Below are 23,469 nucleotides of genomic sequence, written 5' to 3' on the forward strand. Positions count from 1 at the left end.
TAACTTTCCTTGCGTGCTGAAGCAGAAAGATCCAGACTCCTTGAAACGTTTCAGCGTCATCTTGCCTTAACTGATGGAGTCGGGTGGCGCCTTTTTTCTCATGTTAGCTGAATCGTTTCAATTCAGCAGGAGAGGAGAATCATGTTCCAGTTATCTGTTCAGGATATTCACCCGGGCGAACAGGCCGGTAATAAAGAAGAGGCTATTCGCCAGGTTGCCGCAGCCCTGGTGCAAGCGGGCAACGTTGCGGACGGCTATGTCAATGGCATGCTGGCACGCGAACAACAAACATCGACGTTTCTCGGCAATGGTATTGCCATTCCTCACGGTACGACAGATACACGCGATCAGGTGCTGAAAACCGGGGTGCAGGTGTTTCAGTTTCCACAGGGGGTGACATGGGGCGAAGGTCAGGTTGCGTATGTGGCAATCGGCATTGCAGCCAGCTCAGATGAGCACCTTGGGTTGTTGCGTCAGCTGACTCATGTATTGAGTGATGACTCGGTTGCGGAACAGCTGAAATCCGCCACCACGGCAGAAGAATTACGTGCATTGCTGATGGGCGAAAAGCAGAGCGAGCAGCTGAAGCTTGATAACGAAACGCTATCGTTGGACGTCGTCGCCAATTCGCTGGTGACGCTGCAGGCGCTAAACGCCGCACGTCTGAAAGAAGCCGGTGCAGTAGATGCCACCTTTGTGGCCAGAGCGATTAACGAGCAACCAATGAATCTTGGTCAGGGCATCTGGCTGAATGACTGTGCTGAAGGCAATGTGCGCAGCGCCGTCGCAATCAGTCGTGCGGCAAGCGCATTTGACGTGCAGGGCGAAGCCGCTGCGCTGCTGGTGACTGTCGCGATGAATGATGACCAGCCCGTTGCGGTGCTGAAGCGTCTTGGCGATCTGTTGCTGAGCAATAAAGCTGACCGTTTGCTGAAGGCGGATGCAGCAACGGTGTTGGCGCTGCTGACCAGCGATGATGCATTAACTGATGATGTACTGAGTGCCGAGTTTGTAGTGCGTAATGAGCATGGTTTACACGCCCGTCCGGGCACCATGCTGGTGAATACGATTAAACAATTTAATAGTGAAATAACCGTGACGAATCTTGATGGAACCGGAAAACCGGCAAATGGACGCAGTTTGATGAAAGTGGTGGCATTGGGCGTGAAAAAAGGACACCACCTGCGCTTTACCGCACAGGGTGAAGATGCTGAACAGGCGCTGAAAGCCATTGGCGATGCCATCGCGGCAGGTCTTGGGGAGGGCGCATAATGAGCAGACGTGTTGCAACTATCACCCTGAACCCGGCTTACGATCTGGTCGGTTTTTGCCCAGAAATTGAACGTGGTGAAGTCAATCTGGTGAAAACGACCGGTCTGCATGCGGCAGGAAAAGGGATTAACGTCGCAAAAGTGCTTAAGGACCTGGGGATTGACGTGACTGTCGGCGGTTTTCTGGGTAAGGACAACCAGGATGGTTTTCAGCAGTTGTTCAGTGAACTGGGCATCGCTAACCGTTTTCAGGTGGTGCAGGGGCGTACCCGTATTAACGTCAAGCTGACTGAAAAAGATGGTGAAGTTTCTGACTTCAATTTTTCCGGCTTTGAAGTCACACCGGCTGACTGGGAACGCTTTGTGAATGACTCACTAAGCTGGCTGGGGCAATTCGATATGGTGTGCGTCAGCGGCAGCTTGCCGACCGGCGTGAGCCCTGAAGCATTCACTGACTGGATGACGCGCCTGCGCAGTCAGTGCCCATGCATTATCTTTGATAGTAGTCGTGAAGCGCTGGTCGCCGGCCTGAAGGCAGCTCCGTGGCTGGTGAAACCAAACCGTCGTGAACTGGAAATCTGGGCTGGCCGTAAGCTGCCAGAAATGAAAGATGTTATCGATGCGGCACATGCTCTGCGTGAGCAAGGCATTGCGCACGTGGTGATTTCACTCGGTGCGGAAGGCGCGTTGTGGGTCAACGCTTCGGGTGAATGGATTGCTAAGCCACCGTCTGTTGAGGTGGTCAGCACTGTAGGTGCGGGTGATTCAATGGTTGGCGGTCTGATTTATGGCTTGCTGATGCGTGAATCCAGCGAACATACCCTGCGTCTGGCGACGGCTGTAGCCGCCCTGGCGGTAAGCCAAAGTAATGTGGGTATTACCGATCGTCCTCAGTTGGCCGCAATGATGGCGCGTGTCGACTTAAAACCGTTTAACTGACAGCAGGAGAGGCATAATGAAAACGCTGCTGATTATTGACGCTAATCTCGGCCAGGCTCGCGCCTATATGGCGAAAACCCTGCTTGGAGCGGCGGCACAGAAAGCGCATCTGGAGATCATCGACAATCCAAATGATGCAGAGCTGGCGATTGTCCTGGGCGATAAGCTGCCTGTCGACAATTCGCTGAACGGCAAAAAGGTCTGGCTGGGTGACATCGGTCGTGCGGTTGCACATCCCGAGCTTTTTCTCAGTGAAGCAAAAGGCCATGCGCAGCCATATACCGCGCCGGTTGTGGCAACGCCAGTGGCAAGCAATGGTCCAAAACGTGTGGTGGCAGTGACAGCCTGCCCGACAGGCGTCGCACATACGTTTATGGCTGCTGAAGCCATTGAAACCGAAGCGAAAAAACGTGGCTGGTGGGTGAAAGTAGAAACCCGTGGCTCTGTAGGGGCAGGTAATGCCATTACGCCGGAAGAGGTTGCCGAGGCTGATCTGGTGATTGTGGCGGCTGATATTGAGGTTGATCTGGCGAAATTTGCTGGAAAACCGATGTATCGCACGTCTACGGGTCTGGCGCTGAAGAAAACGAAGCAGGAACTGGATAAAGCGCTGGATGAAGCGACTCCGTACCAGCCTGCCGGGAAGAATCAGACTGCGGCCACCGAAGGAAAAAAAGAGGGTGCGGGCGCGTATCGTCACCTGCTGACCGGTGTGTCTTACATGCTGCCGATGGTGGTTGCGGGCGGTCTGTGTATTGCGCTGTCATTCGCCTTTGGTATTGAAGCATTCAAAGAACAGGGTACGCTGGCGGCAGCACTGATGCAGATTGGTGGGGGCTCAGCCTTCGCACTGATGGTGCCCGTTCTGGCAGGTTACATTGCATTTTCTATCGCTGACCGTCCCGGTCTGACGCCGGGTCTTATCGGCGGTATGCTGGCGGTAAGCACCGGTTCTGGCTTTATCGGTGGGATTATCGCCGGTTTCCTTGCCGGTTATGTGGCGAAGCTCATCAGCACGAAGTTGAAACTCCCACAGAGTATGGAAGCGCTGAAACCGATTCTGATTATTCCGCTGCTTTCGAGCCTGGTCGTTGGTCTGGCAATGATTTACCTGATTGGTAAACCGGTTGCGGGCATTCTGGAAGGACTGACTCACTGGCTGCAAACCATGGGGACGGCGAATGCGGTTCTGCTTGGCGCTATTCTTGGCGGCATGATGTGTACTGACATGGGCGGTCCAGTGAACAAAGCGGCCTACGCTTTTGGGGTGGGGCTGCTGAGTACGCAAACTTATGCACCGATGGCAGCCATTATGGCGGCAGGTATGGTGCCACCGTTGGCTCTGGGTCTGGCTACGCTGGTTGCGCGTCGTAAGTTCGACAAAGCACAACAAGAAGGTGGCAAAGCGGCGCTGGTTCTGGGTTTGTGCTTCATCACCGAAGGGGCAATTCCGTTCGCGGCACGCGATCCGATGCGTGTTCTGCCATGCTGTATCGTCGGTGGCGCGGTGACGGGAGCAATCTCAATGGCTGTGGGTGCGAAGTTGATGGCGCCACACGGCGGACTGTTTGTACTGCTGATCCCAGGTGCCATTACCCCTGTGCTTGGATACCTGCTGGCGATTGTTGCTGGTACGCTGGTGGCAGGTCTCTCCTACGCGGTGCTGAAGCGCCCGGAAGTGGACGCCGTTGCGAAAGTAGCCTAACCCTTCTTTACTTCCCAGGGCAGAGATTCCTCTGCCCTTTTTTATTCTTTGATCCCGACAGTTGCGGCATCGCCACAATAATCCATCTTGCCTTAACCAAATTCGATAAAGTGCCCTTAAATCAAACTCATCACGGAAATCGAATATGAAAAAAACGCACATTTTTGCCTCTCTGTCACTCGCTACGCTGTTGCTTACGGGGTGCTCAACCACTTATGTGATGACAACAACATCAGGGGCAACGATAGAGACGCAAGGCAAGCCTGAGCCGGATTCTGGGACAGGACTGACAAAATATGCTGACACCTATGGCTATCACCGCGTGATTAAAAGCAGCGATGTGAAGCAAATAGATAAAGGTAAGACGGTATTGCTATGGTGAGCCAGGTCAGGTAAGTCGCGAAGTTTTCAGGGGGCGATATCGCTTTCGGCCCCCCTGAATAAAACAGGTCAGGCAATCATTGGCGCGATGATAAAACCAAAGGCAACGCCCGCGATGATCCCACCCAGTCCTGGCAACATAAACGGATGGTTTAAAACATACTTGCCCACGCGCGTTGTCCCGGTGGTGTCGAACTCCATTGCCGCCAGTGAAGTGGGGTATGTAGGTAGAACGAACACACCAGTCACTGCCACATAGGAAGCCAGAATGGCCCAGGTGGGTACGCCGAGCGCGACGGCAAGCGGGATAATCAGCGGCGTGGTGGCTCCCTGCGAATAGAGCAGCGCGCAGGTCCCAAACAGTACCAGAGCCAACAGCATCGGGTAGGCCTGTAGAATATTACCCGCGATGTCTTTAATTTCCGCTAAGTGTGCGTCAATGAATGTGGTTCCCAGCGTAACAATGCCGAGAATGACGGCCAGCGAACTCATCCCTGCTCGAAAAGTGGATGTCAGTACAATGGCATCTGTAGATGTTTTGCATAACACGACCATCAGGCAAGCGGCAGATAACATGCAGATAATAATAATATCCCGCGTATTCATCGGACTACCGACGTCGAATCCCGGACGTAGCTGAGGGCAGGCGGCAAGGATGACGATGACGATGGTTGCCAGCATAAACAGGGCCACGGAAAGTACGGCACCCGGCGTCGTACTACTCTGGCTTTCATATTTACGGACCAGACCTTTTTGCAGGCGTTGCAGATACACTTCATCATCCTGTAGTTCGCACCCCTGGCGTGAAGCGATGAATGCGGCCACCATGGCGGCAACGAACGAGGCGGGCAGGCATACCGCCATGACCTGTATAAAGCTGACGCCGTTTCCTTCCATGATGGTTAACATTGCGGCCATCGCAGCACTGATCGGCGAGCCGGATATTGCCACCTGGGAGGCGACGACGGATCCTGCGAGCGTGCGTGAGGGGCGGATACCGGACTCTTTTGCGACTTCGGCAATGACCGGTAGGGTAGAAAAAACAATAAACCCGGTCCCCGCCATAATGGTCATCGCCCAGGTGATGATCGGCGCAATAATATTGATATATTTAGGGTTACGCCGCATGAAATTCCCGGCAACGCGAACCAGATAATCCATACCTCCGGCGGCCTGTAGCGCCGATGCAGCCACGACAACCGTCATAATAATGAGAATAACGTCAACGGGCGGTGAACCAATTCTCAGCCCAAATCCCAGCGTTAATATAGCCAGCCCCAGCCCGCCACATAAACCGATACCAATTCCGCCGAGGCGGATGCCAAAAAATATTGCGCCCAACACTACGATAATTTCCAGCCAAATCATGATGGCCTCCGCCAGAGAATAATTCGTTATTAAAATGGGTGTTTATTTAATGCAACAATTAGCACGGCATAGATTTTCATTGCACCAGAAGGTGATTTTTACCCACGCGTTTCTCGTACCATTTAATACCGGCGCGAACCAACGAACCGGTTGAATCAATATATTTTTCAGGTGATGTTTTGACAGCCTCAGCAAGGATGACGGGGACTTCCGTACATCCCAGTACGATAACTTGTGCGCCGCGAGAGAAGAGTGCTTGAGCCTGTTCATTCATCAGCATTTGTGCCCGCTTAGCATCACTGGCTTTTAAGCAATAGATGCTTTCCATCACTTTTTCCTGACTGGCCGAGTCAGGACTGATGCAGGTTAGCCCAAGAGATTCAATGCCTTTTTGATAGAGACCCATGTACAACGTGGCGTTGGTGGCGAGCAGTCCAATACGTGATTTTCCGCAGTTCTTGACCTCGTTGATGGTCGTTTCAACGATACTGAGCAGCTCTGTGTGACAGCACTCTTTTAATTCATTAAACCAAAAATGGGCGGTATTACAGGGGATCACAATACACTCCGCGCCAGCATCTTCGAGTTTATGCATATAATCGCGCATTGCCGGAAGCGGGGAATTACCATGATGCATTAACGCGTCAGTTCGGTCAGGAATGTCAGGAATAGATGAAATAATTAATGGGATATGTTCCTGGTCACGTTGTGCCGCGGTAAAGGTGACGAATTTATTAAACAGGTCGACTGTTGCAGCTGGCCCCATACCACCAAGTACGCCAATTAAACCTTTCACGATATATACCTCAATTCACCGATGATTAATATTCAGAGCTACGTTGTATCTGCTGGTAATGTTTAACAGCAGTGAGGCGTGAGGAGAAATGCAATAATGTTTTGTTCAATGCAAAAACCGCATGGATGTGGCTTCGTTTGTCATCTCATCAGGCCGGTATTCAGCCTGAGGTCCGACAATACGCGGCAGGTGAGCGGTTGTGGCCGAGGGGGAGGGAGGCACGGTAATGCCAAAAACGAAGGCTTGATGCAAAAAACGAATCACCAGGTGGCGATGATGAATTTCATCTCTGGAAATATTCAGGCATGATGCTTAAAGCCAATTGGCATATTTAAACATCCGCGTGACAGGCATGAAAAATATTGAGACAAAATGGTTATATGATTTCCTGACGCTGGAGGCGTGTCGTCATTTTTCCCAGGCGGCTGAGGAACGCAATATATCCCAACCGGCATTTAGCAGGCGGATCAAAGCGCTCGAATCAGCCGTGGGGGTACTGCTTTTTGATCGCACGACGAGCCCACTGCAACTCACGGAGGAGGGCAAGTTATTCCATTCACAAACCCGTAGCCTGCTGCAACAGCTGGAATGCAATCTGGATGAGCTCAGCGGGCACAACCTGCTTGGGGTACCCAATATCAAAATAGCGGCGGCACATTCTCTGTCGCTGACTATGTTGCCCAGATTAGTGCACTCAATGGCGGCCTGGGGGGAAGAGTTTGTTTATCACGTCGAGGCGATTGATGTGGTGCAAGCGGTGAATACCCTGCGTGAAGGGAAAAGTGATTTTATTATCTCCTTTCGGGATGAAGACTTAATGCAGTCACCTTTCTGCGGTTTAAAGGTTTTTGAGTCTGAGCTGTATCCCGTCTGTGCGGCTGACGCGCAGGGGAAGGCGTTGTTTGATATCTATCAGCCGCAGGTGCCGATCCTGAACTATACCAGCACATCCTACATGGGAAGATTGGTAAACCGTCATCTGGCGGAAGTGGGGGGCATTTCTGCTCGTACACTGTTTATGTCTTCGATGAGTGAGTTATTGAAAAATATGGCATTAGATGGGCATGGTATCGCCTGGCTACCGGCGTGGACTATCGTAAACGAACTGCGTGACAAGCGGCTGGTTTGTCTGCAGACGCCGGAACTGATGGTGCCTATTCAGGCCTATATTTACCGGATGGATACCCGCTTGAATAAAACGGCTGAGCACTTCTGGCGGATTTTGTACAACCACATGCCGGAGGATCTGGTTTCGCTCAGTTAATACACGCAGTCCGCCTCGTGCATCTGAAAAACCTCCGGTTATCCGGAGGTTTTTTTCTGACTTGCTCAATTTGTGTTCTACCTCTCATTTTTTCGCGCCCTTGCAAACTGTATCTATAAAAAATTGTGATTCTGTTCATATCTATTTGTTTTAGATCTTGCGGATGGATTTACTTTACAAAAAACCTGGCTAATATGAACACATGTTTGATAGTGAACATGTGCTCTAATAATCTTTGGTGTGGTAAGGGTTATTTCTGACGAACTCATTAGTGGTAATTATATTGCCAGGGGACGTGCTATGCGTGAAAAGGAATACATAGTAACCATTGGCTCGGCCAATATGGATGTCGCCGGGTATTCGCATGCTTCTCTTAATTATGCGGACTCGAATCCGGGGAAAATAAAATTTACGCCAGGCGGCGTGGGGCGCAATATCGCTCATAATTTGGCGCTACTGGGGAAAAATTCATGGTTACTGACTGCCGTTGGTAACGATTTCTATGGGCAATCACTGCTGGCGCAAACTAATCAATCTGGTGTTCATGTCGAAAAATGCCTGATTGTTGCTGGAGAAAATACATCAAGCTATTTGTCGCTGCTTGATAATACCGGTGAGATGCTGGTTGCCATTAATGATATGAGTATTACCGACCACATTTCAGCGGATTTTTTGTCACAACATCGTGATTTTATTCGTGCAGCAAAAGTCATTGTCGCTGACTGTAATATTAGTGAAGACGCGCTGACATGGGTGTTGGAAAATGCGGGTGAGGTACCGGTGTTTGTTGACCCGGTATCGGCATGGAAGTGCGTTAAAATTCGCGAGCAGCTCGGCAAAATCCATACCTTAAAACCTAATCGACTTGAAGCTGAAACCCTGAGTGGTATTGCCCTCTCCGGGCGAGAGGATGTTGGCAAAGTTGCCACGTGGTTTCATGAACGCGGCCTAAACCGCCTGGTGCTCAGCATGGGGGGGGACGGTGTTTATTATAGTGATATCTCGGGGAGTAGCGGTTGGTCGCTGCCCATTAAAACTCACGTCATTAATGTCACGGGGGCGGGTGACGCCATGATGGCGGGACTGGCGTCCTGCTGGGTAGACGGTTTGCCCTTTATTGATTCGGTTCGATTTGCGCAGGGTTGCTCATCGATGGCACTGGCCTGTGAATATACCAATAACCCTGATTTGTCTGTTGCGAATGTTAGCTCATTAGTGGAGAACATAGAATGTCTGAATTAACTCTTTCCTCTGAATTATTACAAATATCTCCAGAAGTTCAGGAAGCATTAAACAGTAAAAAACCCATTGTTGCACTTGAATCAACCATTATTTCCCATGGCATGCCATTTCCACAGAATGCGCAGACAGCAATTGAAGTAGAAGAAACTATTCGCAAACATGGTGCTGTGCCTGCAACCATTGCCATTATTGGCGGGGTAATGAAAGTGGGCTTGAGTAAAGACGAAATTGAACTTTTAGGACGTGAAGGGCATAACGTTGCTAAAGTTAGCCGTCGAGATTTACCGTTTGTTGTCGCCGCGGGGAAAAATGGTGCGACTACCGTTGCCTCTACCATGATTATTGCCGCTATGGCGGGAATTAAAGTATTTGCAACCGGGGGTATCGGCGGTGTTCACCGCGGGGCTGAGCATACATTTGATATTTCTGCGGATCTGCAAGAACTGGCACATACCAATGTCACGGTTATTTGTGCAGGGGCAAAATCTATTCTCGATCTCGGATTAACAACCGAATATTTAGAAACCTTCGGTGTGCCGCTCATTGGTTATCAGACAACATCACTGCCAGCATTTTTCTGCCGCACCAGTCCGTTTGACGTCAGTATTCGTCTGGACAGCGCAAAAGACATTGCCCGTGCGATGGCGGTGAAATGGCAAACCGGCCTGAACGGCGGCCTGGTTGTCGCAAACCCCATCCCTGAACAGTTCGCAATGGCAGAAGAAAAAATTAATGCGGCAATCGATCGGGCAGTGAAAGAAGCTGAAGAGCAGGGCGTAGTGGGCAAAGATAGTACGCCGTTCCTGCTGGCACGAGTTGCGGAACTGACCGGAGGCGACAGTCTGAAATCTAACATTCAGTTGGTGTTCAACAACGCCATACTGGCTTGCGAGATTGCGAAGGAATACCAACGCCTCGCCTGACCGAATTTACCGGGCAGAAAGTGGTCGCCCGTGAATATCAAACCTACCAAAACCTGGCGTTAGCGCCGGGTTTCCTGGCATGAAGGGATTTCATTATGGATATAATGAGAAGTGTTGTGGGTATGGTGGTATTACTGGCCATCGCGTTTCTGCTGTCAGTAAATAAAAAACGGATTAGTCTGCGTACCGTTGGCGCCGCGTTGGTTTTGCAAATCGCCATTGGCGGTATCATGTTGTATTTCCCTCCGGGGAAATGGCTGGTTGAACAGGCGGCACTCGGCGTCCACAAGGTCATGTCATATAGCGATGCGGGAAGTGCATTTATTTTCGGCTCGTTGGTCGGTCCTAAAATGGATGTGCTGTTTGACGGTGCCGGTTTTATCTTTGCCTTCAGGGTACTCCCCGCGATCATTTTTGTTACCGCGCTGATAAGCCTGCTTTACTACATTGGCGTAATGGGACTGTTGATCCGTATTCTCGGTGGTATTTTCCAGAAAGCGCTGAACATCAGCAAAATCGAATCGTTTGTCGCGGTGACGACAATTTTTCTCGGGCAAAACGAAATTCCGGCAATCGTGAAACCCTTTATTGATCGCCTGAATCGCAATGAACTGTTTACTGCAATTTGTAGCGGGATGGCGTCTATTGCGGGTTCAATGATGATTGGTTATGCCGGAATGGGTGTACCCATCGATTATTTGTTGGCGGCATCGTTGATGGCAATTCCTGGCGGGATTTTGTTCGCGCGTATGCTGAGCCCGGCAACAGAAGAGTCTCGCGTCACCTTCGAGAATCTGTCGTTTACTGAGACCCCACCGAAAAGCATCATCGAAGCGGCGGCCAGTGGGGCGATGACCGGGCTGAAGATTGCCGCAGGCGTTGCGACGGTGGTAATGGCATTTGTCGCCATTATTGCGTTAATTAACGGCATTATTGGTGGCGTTGGTGGCTGGTTTGGCTTCGGTCACGCGACCCTGGAAGGCATTTTTGGCTATATCCTGGCTCCGCTGGCGTGGATTATGGGGGTGGACTGGAGCGATGCAACGCTGGCGGGGAGCCTGATCGGGCAGAAGCTGGCGATTAATGAGTTTGTCGCTTATCTCAACTTCTCACCGTACCTGCAAACGGGTGGGACGTTGGATGTGAAGACCATTGCGATTATTTCGTTTGCGCTGTGTGGTTTTGCAAACTTTGGTTCGATTGGTGTTGTCGTCGGGGCGTTTTCAGCCATTGCGCCGCAGCGCGCACCGGAAATCGCACAGCTTGGGATGAGAGCACTGGCTGCGGCAACGCTTTCTAACCTGATGAGCGCCACAATAGCCGGTTTCTTTATTGGTTTAGCGTAGCCGGATGTCTTGCCGGATGGCGGCTGACGCCTTATCCAGCCTACGAGGAAGTGCTGTTGTTTGTAGGCCGGATAAGCGTAGCGCCATCCGGCATTATATCTAAGCGGTTTTCAGCAAATACAGGGCATTATCGGCAGAGAGCGTCGGGTTGTTAATACTGACGCTGGCGCGTGATAATGCTGCGCAGGCCATTGCAAACTGCGCGCTTTCGCGGAACTCACTTCCTTCCAGGAAGCTGTATAACAATCCCGCCATAAATGCGTCATCGGCGCCGAAGCTGTCTATCACCGTATGCTTCGGCGATGTCAGTAAAAATTGCTCTCCGTCCTTTTCGCTGCAAAAAACGGATTCGTCTTCCAGACACACAAAGATGCGTTTTACGCCCTGCTGATGGAGGTCGTTGACGGCTTGCACGCGATCCGCATCCGACTGGACAGGCTTACCCCATAAAATGCCCAGCTCTTTCTGCGTGGGTTTGAGCGTATGAATACGTGTAAACCAGGTCTTCATTTTTGCTGCTTTGAACTCTGAAACGGTATCAATAAATACCGGAATGTCATCAGCAATCGTAAATACCCACTCGATGGCTTCAGCAGTCAGGTTGCAATCCGCCAGCACGACGCCGGAATGGCGGATAAGATCCCGTGAACCGTTCAGCAACTGCGGTGTTAGCTGTTGCAGAATGTGGGTGTCGTTAATCGCCAGTACGGTCTCTTCCTGCTGGTTCGCGATCGACAAATAGGTGGAGGTGTTATGTCCATGCAGACGAATACAATTGGAAACGTTAACACCGGCCTGACGCGTTTGTTCCAGCAGCGTTTCGCCATAGAAATCGCTGCCAACAGCGGAAATTAAATGCACGTCACGGCCCAGTAGCGCCAGGTTGTGGGCGATGTTTCGTCCCACGCCGCCTGCAGAACAGTGGATACTGCCGGGGTTAGATGCGGCTTGAGGATAGTGGATGTCAGCGACACCACGAATATCCATGTTTATTGCCCCGACGACGACGCAATAATCTTGTTCGGTAAGGATATAACCTTTACCTTTGATCATTCCTTTGCGCATCAAATCCATAATATGTGCGGCGACGCGCGAACGGCTGATCTGCAAAATATCGGCGATTTCATTTTGTTGTATCAGCGGATTGCGTCGCAGGATCTTAAGGATCTGCTTTTCCCTGTCGTTCATGATTATGCAACCGCCTTTTCAGTTTGCTGCGCTTTCAGCCATGCAATTTCTTCGGCCCAGATATCAGGGTTGATGGTTTCCAGTACCAGTGGGATGCCGTCAAAACGGCTGTCCTGCATGATCCAGCGGAATGCATCGTGACCGATATTGCCTTCCCCTAAGCTATGGTGGCGGTCAACGCGGCTGCCAAATGCGCTCTTGGCATCGTTCAGGTGCATACCGCGTAAATAGTTAAAGCCGACAATACGTTCAAATTCAGCGAATGTCTTTTCACACTCGTCAGCGGAACGCAAATCGTAACCGGCCGCGAAGGCGTGGCAGGTGTCGATGCAGACGCCTACCCGGGATTTATCCTCGACGCCGTCGATGATTGCCGCCAGATGCTCGAACTTAAAACCCAGATTACTGCCTTGCCCGGCGGTGTTTTCAATGACTGCCGTCACGCCCTGAGTCTGAGCAAGGACAATGTTGATTGATTCGGCAATACGCGCCAGGCATTCATCTTCCGGGATCTGCATTAAGTGGCTGCCCGGGTGAAAGTTAAGCAGGGATAAACCAAGCTGCTCGCAGCGCTGCATTTCATCAAGAAAAGCATCGCGTGATTTTTCCAGCGCGTCGCTGACGGGATGGCCGAGGTTAATCAGGTAGCTGTCGTGTGGCAGGATTTGTGCGGAGGAAAAGTGATATTTCTCGCAGGCTGCCTTGAAGTCATCAATGACGTCAGTGGTCAATGGCGCGGCGCGCCACTGGCGCTGATTTTTGGTGAACAGGGCGAATGCGGTCGCTTCGATTTCTGCAGCTCGAATAGCAGCGTTAGCCAGACCGCCAGCGGCGCTTACATGCGCTCCGATGTATTTCATAATGATTCCCTAAATAGTTCGAGTTGCAGGAAGGTGGCAAGAGAGAGAATCCCCGGAAGCGTACTTCAGTACGTGACTGGGGTGAACGAGTGCAGCCAACGCGCCTGCAACTTGAAATATGACGGGAAAAACCCGCCATACTCAAAAGGGAAGAGTATAGCGGGTTAATGGAGGTGAGTCGTGATCGATTATGCCATCAGCGCGTGGATGGCAACGTTAATCGCGCCACCGCCCACAATCAGCCAGACAAACAGCACCAGTGCCATCAGCAGAGGTTTTGCACCGGCTTTTTTCAGCGCACTCACGTGAGTGGTTAACCCCAGTGCTGCCATCGCCATCGCCAGCAACACGGTGTCCAGCGTCACCAGCATGTTCACCACTGACTGTGGCAGCAGGTGGAACGAGTTAAAAATCGCGACCACAATAAACAGGATGGCAAACCACGGAATAGTGATTTTACTTTTCTCTCCGCCGGTCGCCGGAGACAGTTGTTTAACACGAGCTGCCAGGATGATGAGGAACGGAGCCAGCATCATGACACGCAGCATTTTAGCAATGACGGCTGCGTTTTCAGCTTCCGGGGTGATTGCATGCCCGGCAGCAACAACCTGTGCAACTTCATGCATCGTGGAGCCAATATAAATCCCGTAGGTTTCCGGGCTAAACCAGTGCGCCAGTAGCGGGTACATTGCCGGGTACAGGAAGATAGCAATGGTCCCGAAGATAACCACGGTAGCAACGGCGACCGTTACCTTACTGGCTTCTGCTTTCACCACCGGCTCGGTGGCTAATACCGCGGCGGCACCACAAATGCTGCTCCCCGCACCAATCAACCAACTGGTGTGTTTGTCCAGACCAAAGACTTTCTGTCCGAGGAAGCAGGCCAGCATAAAGGTGCTGCTGAGCGTCAGGACATCGATGACGATACCGCTGACACCAACGTCGGCTATTTGGGCGAAGGTGAGGCGGAAACCATAAAGGATGATCCCCAGACGCAGTAAATGTTGCTTGGCAAATAGCACGCCACCGTCACAGCTTTTCCAGATTTGTGGATACACGGTGTTGCCGATAACCATCCCGAATAAGATGGCTAAGGTGAGGGCGCTGAACCCGGCACCTGCGACGGCGGGAATGGAACCTCCCCATAAGGCGGCCCCGGTGATAACTGCACTCAGGGCAAGCCCCGGAATAAAATGCCACACTGTACGACGATGATTCTGTAGGGCGAGTTCAGTCATAACCCCTCCTGAACAATTTGAATGATTTCTTGGCAAAAATTGTAAGGTGAAGTGGCTTAAAAATAAAATTGATTATATATTTATAATTAATCTTTATAAGTGGTAAGCGCGGGCTACCCGGTGGAAAACGACTATGCATATCACCCTGCGACAACTTGAAGTGTTTGCTGAGGTACTGAAAAGCGGCTCGACGACTCAGGCATCTGTCATGTTGTCATTGTCGCAGTCAGCGGTGAGTGCTGCGCTGACCGATTTAGAGGGGCAACTTGGCGTGCAACTGTTTGACCGTGTCGGCAAGCGGCTGGTCGTCAATGAGCACGGGCGCTTACTCTATCCGCGTGCGTTGGCCTTGCTCGAGCAAACGACAGAAATCGAACAGCTTTTTCGTGAAGATAATGGCGCGATTCGCGTCTATGCCAGTAGCACCATCGGCAACTATATTTTACCTGCCATGATTGCAGGTTACCGGCGTGATTTCCCCGACTTGCCGCTGGAACTCAGCGTGGGCAACAGCCAGGATGTTATCAATGCGGTGCTGGATTTTCGGGTCGACATCGGGCTTATCGAAGGGCCCTGTCACAGTACGGAGATCATCTCTGAACCGTGGCTGGAAGATGAACTGGTGGTATTTGCGGCGCCGTCATCGCCGCTAACCACGGGCCCGGTGACGCTGGAGCAACTTGCGGCTTCGCCCTGGATCCTGCGCGAACGTGGGTCCGGTACCCGTGAGCTGGTGGATTACCTGTTGTTGTCTCATCTACCGAGATTTCAGATGGCAATGGAGTTGGGTAACTCTGAAGCTATTAAACATGCTGTCCGCCATGGCCTGGGGATCAGCTGCTTGTCACGTCGGGTTATTGCCGAACAACTGCAGGCAGGAACGTTAAGCGAAGTTCCGGTGCCGTTGCCACGTCTGGTCCGCACGCTTTGGCGCGTCCATCATCGCCAAAAACATCTTTCAAACTCGCTGCTGCGTTTTTTGCGTTATAGCGACCAGGTAGAGCAGGTTGAATAAGACGCTGGTGCGTCGCGCCTGCAATGAACACACCCCATCTTCAACTGAGGGCAATCGTCATACGTTGCCCATTTTCTGCTTTACTTATAATCCGCAGCCAGTCATGAAGGTCTCTTATAACAGCGCATTTGTGCCGGAAGAATGCCATTTCGTCTGCTACAATCGCGCCTCATTTTTTGGATGGATAGCATTTTCACATGGTTTCCGAAACTAAAACCACAGAAGCGCCCACGCTACGCCGTGAACTGAAGGCGCGTCACCTGACGATGATCGCCATTGGTGGTTCCATCGGTACGGGTCTTTTTGTTGCATCTGGTGCAACCATTTCTGCGGCGGGTCCTGGCGGCGCGCTGTTTTCCTATATTCTGATTGGCCTGATGGTGTACTTCCTGATGACCAGTCTTGGTGAGCTGGCAGCCTATATGCCGGTTTCCGGTTCATTCTCTACCTACGGTCAGAACTATGTAGAAGAAGGCTTTGGCTTCGCGCTCGGCTGGAACTACTGGTACAACTGGGCGGTGACTATCGCCGTGGACCTGGTGGCCGCACAATTGGTAATGAGCTGGTGGTTCCCGGATACGCCTGGCTGGATCTGGAGTGCGCTGTTCCTTGGCGTTATCTTCCTGCTGAACTACATTTCGGTACGTGGATTTGGCGAAGCAGAGTATTGGTTCTCACTGATCAAAGTTACCACCGTGATTATCTTCATCGTGGTTGGCGTGATGATGATTATCGGTATCTTCAAAGGTGCTCAACCGGTGGGCTGGAGTAACTGGACGACAGGTGATGCACCCTTTGCTGGTGGTTTTGCCGCCATGATTGGTGTGGCGATGATCGTCGGCTTCTCCTTCCAGGGGACCGAGTTGATTGGTATCGCCGCGGGCGAATCTGAAGATCCAGAGAAGAACATTCCACGCGCGGTGCGCCAGGTATTCTGGCGAATTCTGCTGTTCTATGTGTTCGCGATTTTGATTATCAGCCTGATTATCCCGTATACCGATCCGAGCCTGCTGCGCAATGATGTAAAAGACATCAGCGTCAGCCCGTTCACGCTGGTATTCCAGCACGCGGGTCTGCTGTCTGCGGCGGCGGTGATGAACGCCGTTATCCTGACGGCGGTGCTGTCGGCGGGTAACTCGGGTATGTATGCATCAACACGTATGCTCTACACCCTGGCATGTGACGGTAAAGCGCCGCGTATTTTCTCTAAACTGTCTCGTGGCGGTGTACCGCGTAACGCGCTGTATGCGACGACTGTCGTGGCAGGTCTGTGCTTCCTGACATCCATGTTTGGTAACCAGACGGTGTATCTGTGGCTGTTGAACACCTCCGGGATGACGGGTTTTATCGCCTGGCTGGGAATTGCGATTAGCCACTATCGTTTCCGTCGTGGTTATGTGTTGCAGGGCCATGATATTAAGGATCTGCCGTATCGTTCAGGCTTCTTCCCTCTGGGGCCGATCTTTGCCTTTGTCCTGTGTCTGATAATCACCCTGGGGCAAAACTATGAAGCGTTCCTGAAAGATACCATTGACTGGGGCGGCGTAATGGCAACCTACATTGGTATCCCGCTGTTCCTGATCATCTGGTTTGGCTATAAGCTGACCAAAGGAACCCGTTTCGTTCGTTACAGCGAAATGCACTTTCCGAAACGTGTGAAGAAGTAATCTAGTACCTGATGGCATCGCGCTTATCCGGCCTACGTAAGATAGTGTAGGTCGGGTAAGGCCTCCGTGCTGCCATCCGGCAGACAATAACCCTCCCCCGGCATAGTGAATACCTAATGCCTGTCAGTTAAACATGTCTGGAGAACGTTTTACTCTGGATTAGTTTCCGTTCACCTTATGTTCATCGCTTCTCTGATATCGCTCTGCACGTGAACGTGCAAGGGAGGCTCACCGCCGCCTCCCTTGCATCCCAGGCTCCCGGCGGGAAAATCGTCGCTGCGCGAGCTATTCGTCTTATGCCGTCTGCCTGTCGGGTCGGGGCCGAGCCTGCGTCCCTGCAGGCCGTCCCCTCTGCCCGCATCCCTGCGGGCAGCCCCGGTCGCCGTCAACACCTCATCGATTTTCAGCCGGACCGGAGACATCGCTTCAACTCTCTGATTTTCAGTTAAATTTGTTTTGCTGTTCAAACATATTCAAATAAAAATACAGGTGGTCAGGCGTGGCTGGTCCGGCTGAAAATTGCCGACGTGTTTCCGTAAGGCCGGGAGAACCCGCAGGGATGCGGGTTCAGGGTGCGTGCGACAGGGATGTTGCATCGCGCCCGGCCCGGTAGCCTGGAGGAATAAGCGGAGGGGATTGCGCAGCAACAATTTTCCGTGCCGGGAGCCGGGATTGTTAAGGGTGCGGCGATAGCACCCTTAACACGTTCACTGGCGTTCAGTGTACAGAGAAGCGATGAACATGAGGTGAACGGAACCCTTTCTCAGAGAGAGCATGTTCATTACCCCGCCAACACATGTTGATGCTTTCTGAAACTAAAATGTTAACTGAACAGCATTTGGCATGGTGAGTGCCGGGGTTATTTATTGTCCAAACTTTAGAAGTTGTAAGTCAGGCCAACAGTGTAGCGACGACCATCAAGCACGGTGTCATAGGTATCGTAATCAATCTGTTTATCCAGCACGTTATACACGCCCGCAGTAAGCAGTACATCTTTAGTCGCGTAGTAACGCATACCGATATCGACCTGGGTATAGGAAGGAGTGCCTTGCGCCATGGAGGTACGACTCAGGTATTCTGATGTTTTGCCACGCAGATTCAAACGGCTCCAGAAACCGATATCCTGCGTAGCCTGCCAGTCCAGTGTGGTATTAAACATATGCTTTGGCATTTTGTTTAACGGCTGACCCGAGAACTGACCACTTTTCTGTTCAGATTCCGTATAGGTGTAGTTCGCCGTCCAGTTGATGTCGGAGGTCATCTTCCAGCCGAAGGTGGATTCGACGCCGCGCATATTGGCTTTATCAACGTTAACCCGATCGCTGACAAAGTCGTAATGGGTGCTGCCAATAGTACAAGCTGGATCGGCACTGCTGTTACAGCGACGCACTTCGGTGATTTTGTTTTTGAAGTCGGTATTGAACAGCGTGACGCCCGCATTGAGGTCGTTGCCGTTATCCCACAGTAAACCGATCTCTTCGCTGAGGCTTTTCTCCGGTTTCAGATCCGGGTTGCCGACAATGATACCGTTCAGACGACCGCCGCCGGTCACTTGCCCCCAGCTTGCGGATGACTGGCGCAGATCCGGCGCACGATAGCCCGCAGAAACACCGCCTTTTAAGGTCCACTGATCGCTCAGGTGCCATACGCCATAGCCGCGCGGCGTCCAGTTGTCACCGTAGTTTTCATCTTTATCCATACGCAGACCGCCGGTCAGCGTGAAAGTATCGGTAACCGCCCATTCGTCTTCGGCAAACAGCGCCCAGCTCCAGCGGGTCAATTTGTTCAGACCGTCAGCAGCCTGCAGTTGGTTGCCGTTATCGCGCAGTTTTTCATAACGATATTGCCCGCCAACTGTCAGGGTGTGCGCCCCGAGGAAGACCTGGTTCTGGTTATTGAAGATCGTATTGTAGGATTTCATCTGACGACCAGGGTTTTTGGTCTCTTCCTGCTGAACATAGCTGGTGCTGTTGAAATCGTCGTAATAACCGCTGTGGGTTAATGAATACGTTGTGTGTTCATAACGGTTGTAGCTTTTGCTGTTTGGCTTACAAACACCGTTACGGCAGTTTTCTGCCGCCATCGATTCGCCCGGCGTGCTGTTGCGATCCTGGAGTTCATGCGCGACATCGAAGTCGATGTCATTTTTATCATCCGGGGTGAAGTTGAGGGTGAGTCCGCCGTTGCGCAGGCGCTGTTCATTGTAACCATTGACTATCTTATCTTCTCCGCGATGGGAGAACAGCCCGGTCACTTTTGCGCCGAGTAGCCCGTCGATCAGTGGTCCGGACGCGTAGGCATTTGTCTGGTAAAGGTCACCGGAGTCCCGATCTTCCTGGAGGGTAGCATCACCATGTAGGGAGCCGGTCTAGGCTTTGGTATTCGAGACTTTTTTGGTGATTACGTTAATCACGCCGCCCATGGCGTCAGAGCCGTACAGAGACGACATCGGGCCGCGGATCACCTCGATACGCTCGATGGATTCCAGTGGCGGTAACCAGCCTTGCTCAATACCCGCGTTGTCGCTGTTCGGGCGGGTACCGCGTGTACTGATACGTTTACCGTTAACCAGGAAGAGCGTGTATTGCGAGGCCATACCGCGGATGCTGATATCGCTGCTGCTACCGCCGCCGGTCACAACAACACCAGGGACGTCTTTCAGTGCATCGGTCACATCGCGATACGCTTTATCTTCGATCTGCTGCTTGGTAATAACCGAAATGGAGGCGGGGGCATCCTGAATTTTTTGCTCAAACCCGGTGGCGGTGACGACCACGGTATCCTGGTCGGCGGCATAGACGAGTGATGGGAGACTCGCGACGCATACTGCGGCGGCTACAGCCTTAACGTGAGGTATAGTCATTTGTATCATTCCATTTAAATGAATCTAACTGCGTGTCATGTGAAAGGCCATGACAATTGTATGTATTTGTCTTTTAAGGACTCTTTTCAGTAAAGAAGCGGGGGGATTGTACAAAAGTATGAATTTTTGTAAACACAAATGATAATAGAAATCATTTGTGTTTGATGTGAAATTTGGGTAAGTATTTATAAAATCAATGAGATAGCGGCGAAATAAAAATGGATAAAAAGTGAAGGAATAATGGAGAAACCAAGAGGGCTTGCGCCCTCGAAGGCTACTTCAGCAGCAGATACTGGGCGTGGAAACGCAGGTGATCTTCAATAAACGATGCAATGAAGTAATAGCTATGATCATAGCCAGGCTGAATGCGTAACGTCATCGGCCATGCAGTCTGGCGGGCGGTTTCGGCCAGGACTGCGGGTTGCAGCTGGTCGGCGAGAAACTGATCGCTATCCCCCTGATCAATAAGCGTTGGGATCGCATCTGCGGGTTTGCTGGCCAGCATCAGAGCACAGCTGTCCCATTCCGCCCACCGTGATTTATCCTCACCCAGGTAGGCGCTAAAGGCTTTCTCACCCCACGGTACGCGACATGGATTGACGATGGGGGCGAAGGCAGAAACGCTGGTGTATTTGCCAGGGTTTTTCAGTGCCATGATCAGTGCACCATGCCCCCCCATTGAGTGCCCGCTGATGGCGCAGCGATCGCTGACGTTAAACTGTGACTGAATGAGTGCCGGCAGCTCATCACGCAGATAGTCATACATGCGAAAATGTGAGGCCCACGGCTGTTGCGTGGCATTGAGATAAAATCCGGCGCCCTGGCCCAAATCGTAGCCTTCATCATTGGCGACTTGTTCCCCACGCGGGCTGGTATCAGGCATCACCAGAACGATGCCCAGTTCAGCCGCAATACGTTGTGCTCCGGCTTTAGTGGTGAAGTTTTCATCATTGCAGGTCAAGCCTGACAGCCAGTACAGCACCGGAGGTGGGGAGTTATCCCGGGGAGGTGGAAGAAAAATACTGAAGGTCATGGTGCAATTTAGCGTGCTGGAGTCATGACGCCAGCGTTGCTGCCAGCCTTCAAAACAGCGGTGCTCTTCAAGCATTTCCATGCGTGCCTCCTTGTTGTGTTGAACCTGAATGTGTTTGCGAACTCACCATAATACAGATTATTCATTGCACTGTGAGTAACTTTCACTTCCGCATTGAGCAAACATACTTCATCATCTATATAACTTTACATTAACACTCGAATTCACCCGGTTGAATGACGTTTGAAATCTGTGTGCTAAAAGGCAGCACCAATTTCAATAATTATCGCGGCGAATACTGGATTATGTGCGCCGCCTCACGCACAATGTTCTGGCTGTGACACAGCCTAAAAACTTTGCCCCACGCAGGGCAGAGGCGCCCCACCTGCAGGAGAAAAAGAAATGTCATCACTCAGTAAAGAAGCGGCCCTGGTTCATGAAGCGCTGGTCGCGCGTGGTCTTGAAACACCGCTACGCCCGCCCGTGCAAGAGATGGATAATGAAACGCGCAAACGTCTTATCTCCGGTCATATGACCGAGATTATGCAATTGCTCAATCTTGATTTGAGCGATGACAGTCTGATGGAAACGCCACATCGCATCGCAAAAATGTATGTCGATGAGATTTTCTCCGGCCTCGATTACGCCAATTTCCCTAAAATCACCGTCATTGAAAATAAAATGAAGGTGGATGAGATGGTCACGGTTCGTGATATCACGCTGACCAGCACCTGCGAACATCACTTCGTCACGATTGATGGCAAAGCGACGGTGGCCTATATTCCGAAAGATTCGGTCATCGGTCTGTCGAAGATTAACCGCATTGTGCAGTTCTTCGCTCAGCGCCCGCAGGTCCAGGAACGGTTGACTCAGCAAATTCTCACCGCGCTGCAAACGCTGCTCGGGACGAATAATGTGGCGGTTTCAATTGATGCTGTGCATTACTGCGTGAAAGCGCGTGGTATCCGTGATGCGACCAGCGCCACCACCACCACCTCGCTTGGCGGATTGTTTAAGTCCAGCCAGAATACGCGTCAGGAATTCCTGCGCGCCGTGCGTCACCACAACTGATCAGGGCAGGGGCCATGGAGCGTAATGTCACGCTGGATTTTATTCGTGGCGTCGCCATCCTCGGCATCCTGCTTCTCAATATTAGCGCCTTTGGTCTGCCAAAGGCGGCCTATCTGAATCCTGCCTGGTACGGCAACATTACCCCGTCAGATGCCTGGACCTGGGCTGTGCTTGATCTCTTTGCGCAGGTGAAATTCCTCACGCTGTTTGCGCTGCTGTTTGGCGCGGGTCTGCAGATGCTGCTACCGCGAGGCAAACGTTGGATCCAGTCACGACTCACTTTGCTGGTTCTGCTGGGGTTTATTCACGGTTTGCTGTTCTGGGATGGCGATATCCTGCTGGCGTATGGCCTCATCGGGCTGATTTGCTGGCGGTTGGTTCGCGATGCCCCTTCCGTCAAAAGTCTGTTTAATACCGGCGTGTTGCTCTATCTGGTGGGCGTTGGCGTGCTGTTGCTGCTGGGGTTTATCTCCGGAAGTGAGACCAGTCGGGCCTGGACACCGGATGCTTCTGCGTTGCTGTATGAGAAGTACTGGAAGATTAACGGCGGTATGGAAGCGGTCAGCAATCGCGTGGATATGCTGTCGAATAGCTTACTGGCGCTGGGCGCACAGTACGGCTGGCAGTTGGCGGGGATGATGCTGCTGGGCGCGGCATTGATGCGCAGCGGTTGGCTGAAAGGGCAGTACAGTTTGCAGCACTATCGACGTACCGGCGCGTTATTGGTCATTATTGGCATTGCGATTAACCTGCCTGCTATCGTCGCGCAGTGGCATCTGGATTGGGCATATCGCTGGTGCGCTTTTCTGTTGCAGGCCCCGCGTGAGCTGGGCGCGCCGTTTCAGACAATTGGCTATGCCGCATTGCTGTTTGGTTTCTGGCCGCAGCTGAGCCGCTTAAAAGGCGTTGTTGCGATAGCCTGCGTTGGACGTATGGCGCTGACCAACTATCTGTTACAAACCTTAATTTGCACCACGCTGTTTTATCAATTCGGCTTATTTATGAAATATGACCGACTGGCGCTGCTGTTATTTGTCATTCCGGTCTGGGCCGTTAACCTGCTTTTCTCCGTCATTTGGTTGCATTTTTACCGGCAAGGCCCGGTAGAATGGCTATGGCGTCAATTAACCCTGCGTGCGTCAGGGACATCATTACCGCGAACATCCAGATAACGATCTGGATCACATTCATTAACAAAATGGATGTAAGCGCTTTCATTCCTGTGACATCACTCACGCAGTCCGTTTCGTTGTGCTGACAAAATACCCAGCCTGGGGTGTCTGCGGGCAGCCGCAATCT

At 51.8% G+C, this 23,469-nt stretch carries 18 protein-coding genes and 1 pseudogene; 12 read left to right on the forward strand and 7 right to left on the reverse strand.

What is annotated here, in order from left to right:
* The first annotated feature begins 141 nt into the window (after window positions 1–141).
* From fruB to HV261_RS10830, 4 genes are all read left to right on the forward strand, one after another.
* Complete coding sequence (gene fruB, locus HV261_RS10815) at window positions 142–1,272, forward strand: fused PTS fructose transporter subunit IIA/HPr protein (RefSeq protein WP_202038260.1); 1,131 nt, start codon at window positions 142–144, stop codon at window positions 1,270–1,272.
* A complete protein-coding gene (gene fruK / locus HV261_RS10820; RefSeq protein WP_003027446.1) occupies window positions 1,272–2,210 on the forward strand; it encodes a 1-phosphofructokinase in 939 nt (312 codons plus the stop codon). Before fruB ends, fruK begins: the two co-directional genes overlap by 1 nt.
* Window positions 2,211–2,226: 16 nt before the next feature.
* Window positions 2,227–3,915, forward strand: a complete 1,689-nt coding sequence (gene fruA / locus HV261_RS10825; protein WP_202038261.1) for a PTS fructose transporter subunit IIBC — start codon at window positions 2,227–2,229, stop codon at window positions 3,913–3,915.
* A 145-nt stretch (window positions 3,916–4,060) separates the two neighbouring features.
* Window positions 4,061–4,297, forward strand: a complete 237-nt coding sequence (locus HV261_RS10830; RefSeq protein ID WP_202038262.1) for a YgdI/YgdR family lipoprotein — start codon at window positions 4,061–4,063, stop codon at window positions 4,295–4,297.
* A 68-nt stretch (window positions 4,298–4,365) separates the two neighbouring features.
* Here HV261_RS10830 and HV261_RS10835 read toward each other — a convergent pair whose 3' ends face one another.
* Entirely contained in the window at window positions 4,366–5,664 is a 1,299-nt protein-coding gene (locus HV261_RS10835) for an anaerobic C4-dicarboxylate transporter (RefSeq protein ID WP_202038263.1), read from the reverse strand.
* Between the two features lie 76 nt (window positions 5,665–5,740).
* Entirely contained in the window at window positions 5,741–6,460 is a 720-nt protein-coding gene (gene cuyB / locus HV261_RS10840) for a cysteate racemase (protein WP_202038264.1), read from the reverse strand.
* Between the two features lie 352 nt (window positions 6,461–6,812).
* Here cuyB and hypT point away from each other — a divergent pair, with 352 nt between their 5' ends.
* The 4 genes from hypT (at window position 6,813) to HV261_RS10860 (ending at window position 11,235) form a co-directional block, all read left to right on the forward strand.
* On the forward strand, window positions 6,813–7,724 hold the full coding sequence (gene hypT, locus HV261_RS10845; RefSeq protein ID WP_202038265.1) for a hypochlorite stress DNA-binding transcriptional regulator HypT: 912 nt from the start codon (window positions 6,813–6,815) through the stop codon (window positions 7,722–7,724).
* Window positions 7,725–8,024: 300 nt separating this feature from the next.
* Window positions 8,025–8,966 (forward strand): pseudouridine kinase, encoded by a 942-nt coding sequence (locus tag HV261_RS10850; RefSeq protein ID WP_202038266.1) that lies wholly within the window; start codon window positions 8,025–8,027, stop codon window positions 8,964–8,966.
* Window positions 8,954–9,889, forward strand: a complete 936-nt coding sequence (locus HV261_RS10855) for a pseudouridine-5'-phosphate glycosidase (protein WP_202038267.1) — start codon at window positions 8,954–8,956, stop codon at window positions 9,887–9,889. The genes HV261_RS10850 and HV261_RS10855 overlap by 13 nt, the downstream gene beginning before the upstream one ends.
* Window positions 9,890–9,984: 95 nt before the next feature.
* Entirely contained in the window at window positions 9,985–11,235 is a 1,251-nt protein-coding gene (locus HV261_RS10860; RefSeq protein WP_040230612.1) for a NupC/NupG family nucleoside CNT transporter, read from the forward strand.
* Between the two features lie 99 nt (window positions 11,236–11,334).
* Here the strand turns inward: HV261_RS10860 and HV261_RS10865 are convergent, their stop codons facing one another.
* From HV261_RS10865 to HV261_RS10875, 3 genes are all read right to left on the reverse strand, one after another.
* A complete protein-coding gene (locus tag HV261_RS10865) occupies window positions 11,335–12,423 on the reverse strand; it encodes a sugar kinase (RefSeq protein WP_137383676.1) in 1,089 nt (362 codons plus the stop codon).
* 2 nt (window positions 12,424–12,425) lie between these two features.
* Complete coding sequence (gene nfo / locus HV261_RS10870) at window positions 12,426–13,283, reverse strand: deoxyribonuclease IV (RefSeq protein ID WP_202038268.1); 858 nt, start codon at window positions 13,281–13,283, stop codon at window positions 12,426–12,428.
* A gap of 188 nt (window positions 13,284–13,471) precedes the next feature.
* Window positions 13,472–14,521: a YeiH family protein gene (locus tag HV261_RS10875; protein WP_137383674.1), complete on the reverse strand. Its 1,050-nt coding sequence runs from the start codon at window positions 14,519–14,521 to the stop codon at window positions 13,472–13,474.
* 133 nt (window positions 14,522–14,654) lie between these two features.
* Here HV261_RS10875 and yieE point away from each other — a divergent pair, with 133 nt between their 5' ends.
* Both yieE and lysP read left to right on the forward strand, forming a co-directional pair.
* Window positions 14,655–15,536 carry a DNA-binding transcriptional regulator YeiE gene (gene yieE / locus HV261_RS10880; protein ID WP_048211165.1) on the forward strand — a complete coding sequence of 294 codons (882 nt, stop codon included), beginning with the start codon at window positions 14,655–14,657 and terminating at the stop codon, window positions 15,534–15,536.
* A gap of 197 nt (window positions 15,537–15,733) precedes the next feature.
* Window positions 15,734–17,203 (forward strand): lysine-specific permease, encoded by a 1,470-nt coding sequence (gene lysP, locus HV261_RS10885; protein WP_137383673.1) that lies wholly within the window; start codon window positions 15,734–15,736, stop codon window positions 17,201–17,203.
* Window positions 17,204–18,080: 877 nt separating this feature from the next.
* On the opposite strand, the pseudogene HV261_RS10890 reads toward lysP, so the two are convergent.
* Together HV261_RS10890 and fghA are read right to left on the reverse strand one after the other, a co-directional pair.
* Window positions 18,081–20,066, reverse strand: a pseudogene (locus HV261_RS10890) (ligand-gated channel protein).
* Window positions 20,067–20,340: 274 nt separating this feature from the next.
* Entirely contained in the window at window positions 20,341–21,180 is an 840-nt protein-coding gene (gene fghA / locus HV261_RS10895; RefSeq protein ID WP_202038269.1) for an S-formylglutathione hydrolase, read from the reverse strand.
* Window positions 21,181–21,501: 321 nt separating this feature from the next.
* Here fghA and folE point away from each other — a divergent pair, with 321 nt between their 5' ends.
* Together folE and yeiB are read left to right on the forward strand one after the other, a co-directional pair.
* Window positions 21,502–22,170 (forward strand): GTP cyclohydrolase I FolE, encoded by a 669-nt coding sequence (gene folE, locus HV261_RS10900; protein ID WP_003027410.1) that lies wholly within the window; start codon window positions 21,502–21,504, stop codon window positions 22,168–22,170.
* Window positions 22,171–22,184: 14 nt separating this feature from the next.
* Window positions 22,185–23,342, forward strand: coding sequence for a DUF418 domain-containing protein YeiB (gene yeiB / locus HV261_RS10905; RefSeq protein ID WP_202038270.1), 1,158 nt, complete (start codon window positions 22,185–22,187; stop codon window positions 23,340–23,342).
* Window positions 23,343–23,469 lie beyond the last annotated feature (127 nt).

Source organism: Citrobacter sp. RHBSTW-00671, assembly GCF_014103415.1.
GTDB lineage: Bacteria > Pseudomonadota > Gammaproteobacteria > Enterobacterales > Enterobacteriaceae > Citrobacter.

Excerpts from the sequence above, each read along its gene's own strand:
- fghA (WP_202038269.1), bottom strand. The coding sequence starts at position 21,180 with ATGGAAATGCTTGAAGAGCACCGCTGTTTTGAAGGCTGGCAGCAACGC.
- nfo (WP_202038268.1), bottom strand. The coding sequence starts at position 13,283 with ATGAAATACATCGGAGCGCATGTAAGCGCCGCTGGCGGTCTGGCTAAC.
- yieE (WP_048211165.1), top strand. The coding sequence starts at position 14,655 with ATGCATATCACCCTGCGACAACTTGAAGTGTTTGCTGAGGTACTGAAA.
- hypT (WP_202038265.1), top strand. The coding sequence starts at position 6,813 with ATGAAAAATATTGAGACAAAATGGTTATATGATTTCCTGACGCTGGAG.
- HV261_RS10875 (WP_137383674.1), bottom strand. The coding sequence starts at position 14,521 with ATGACTGAACTCGCCCTACAGAATCATCGTCGTACAGTGTGGCATTTT.
- fruA (WP_202038261.1), top strand. The coding sequence starts at position 2,227 with ATGAAAACGCTGCTGATTATTGACGCTAATCTCGGCCAGGCTCGCGCC.
- HV261_RS10835 (WP_202038263.1), bottom strand. The coding sequence starts at position 5,664 with ATGATTTGGCTGGAAATTATCGTAGTGTTGGGCGCAATATTTTTTGGC.
- fruB (WP_202038260.1), top strand. The coding sequence starts at position 142 with ATGTTCCAGTTATCTGTTCAGGATATTCACCCGGGCGAACAGGCCGGT.
- HV261_RS10855 (WP_202038267.1), top strand. The coding sequence starts at position 8,954 with ATGTCTGAATTAACTCTTTCCTCTGAATTATTACAAATATCTCCAGAA.
- HV261_RS10850 (WP_202038266.1), top strand. The coding sequence starts at position 8,025 with ATGCGTGAAAAGGAATACATAGTAACCATTGGCTCGGCCAATATGGAT.
- fruK (WP_003027446.1), top strand. The coding sequence starts at position 1,272 with ATGAGCAGACGTGTTGCAACTATCACCCTGAACCCGGCTTACGATCTG.
- HV261_RS10860 (WP_040230612.1), top strand. The coding sequence starts at position 9,985 with ATGGATATAATGAGAAGTGTTGTGGGTATGGTGGTATTACTGGCCATC.
- lysP (WP_137383673.1), top strand. The coding sequence starts at position 15,734 with ATGGTTTCCGAAACTAAAACCACAGAAGCGCCCACGCTACGCCGTGAA.
- HV261_RS10830 (WP_202038262.1), top strand. The coding sequence starts at position 4,061 with ATGAAAAAAACGCACATTTTTGCCTCTCTGTCACTCGCTACGCTGTTG.
- yeiB (WP_202038270.1), top strand. The coding sequence starts at position 22,185 with ATGGAGCGTAATGTCACGCTGGATTTTATTCGTGGCGTCGCCATCCTC.
- folE (WP_003027410.1), top strand. The coding sequence starts at position 21,502 with ATGTCATCACTCAGTAAAGAAGCGGCCCTGGTTCATGAAGCGCTGGTC.
- HV261_RS10865 (WP_137383676.1), bottom strand. The coding sequence starts at position 12,423 with ATGAACGACAGGGAAAAGCAGATCCTTAAGATCCTGCGACGCAATCCG.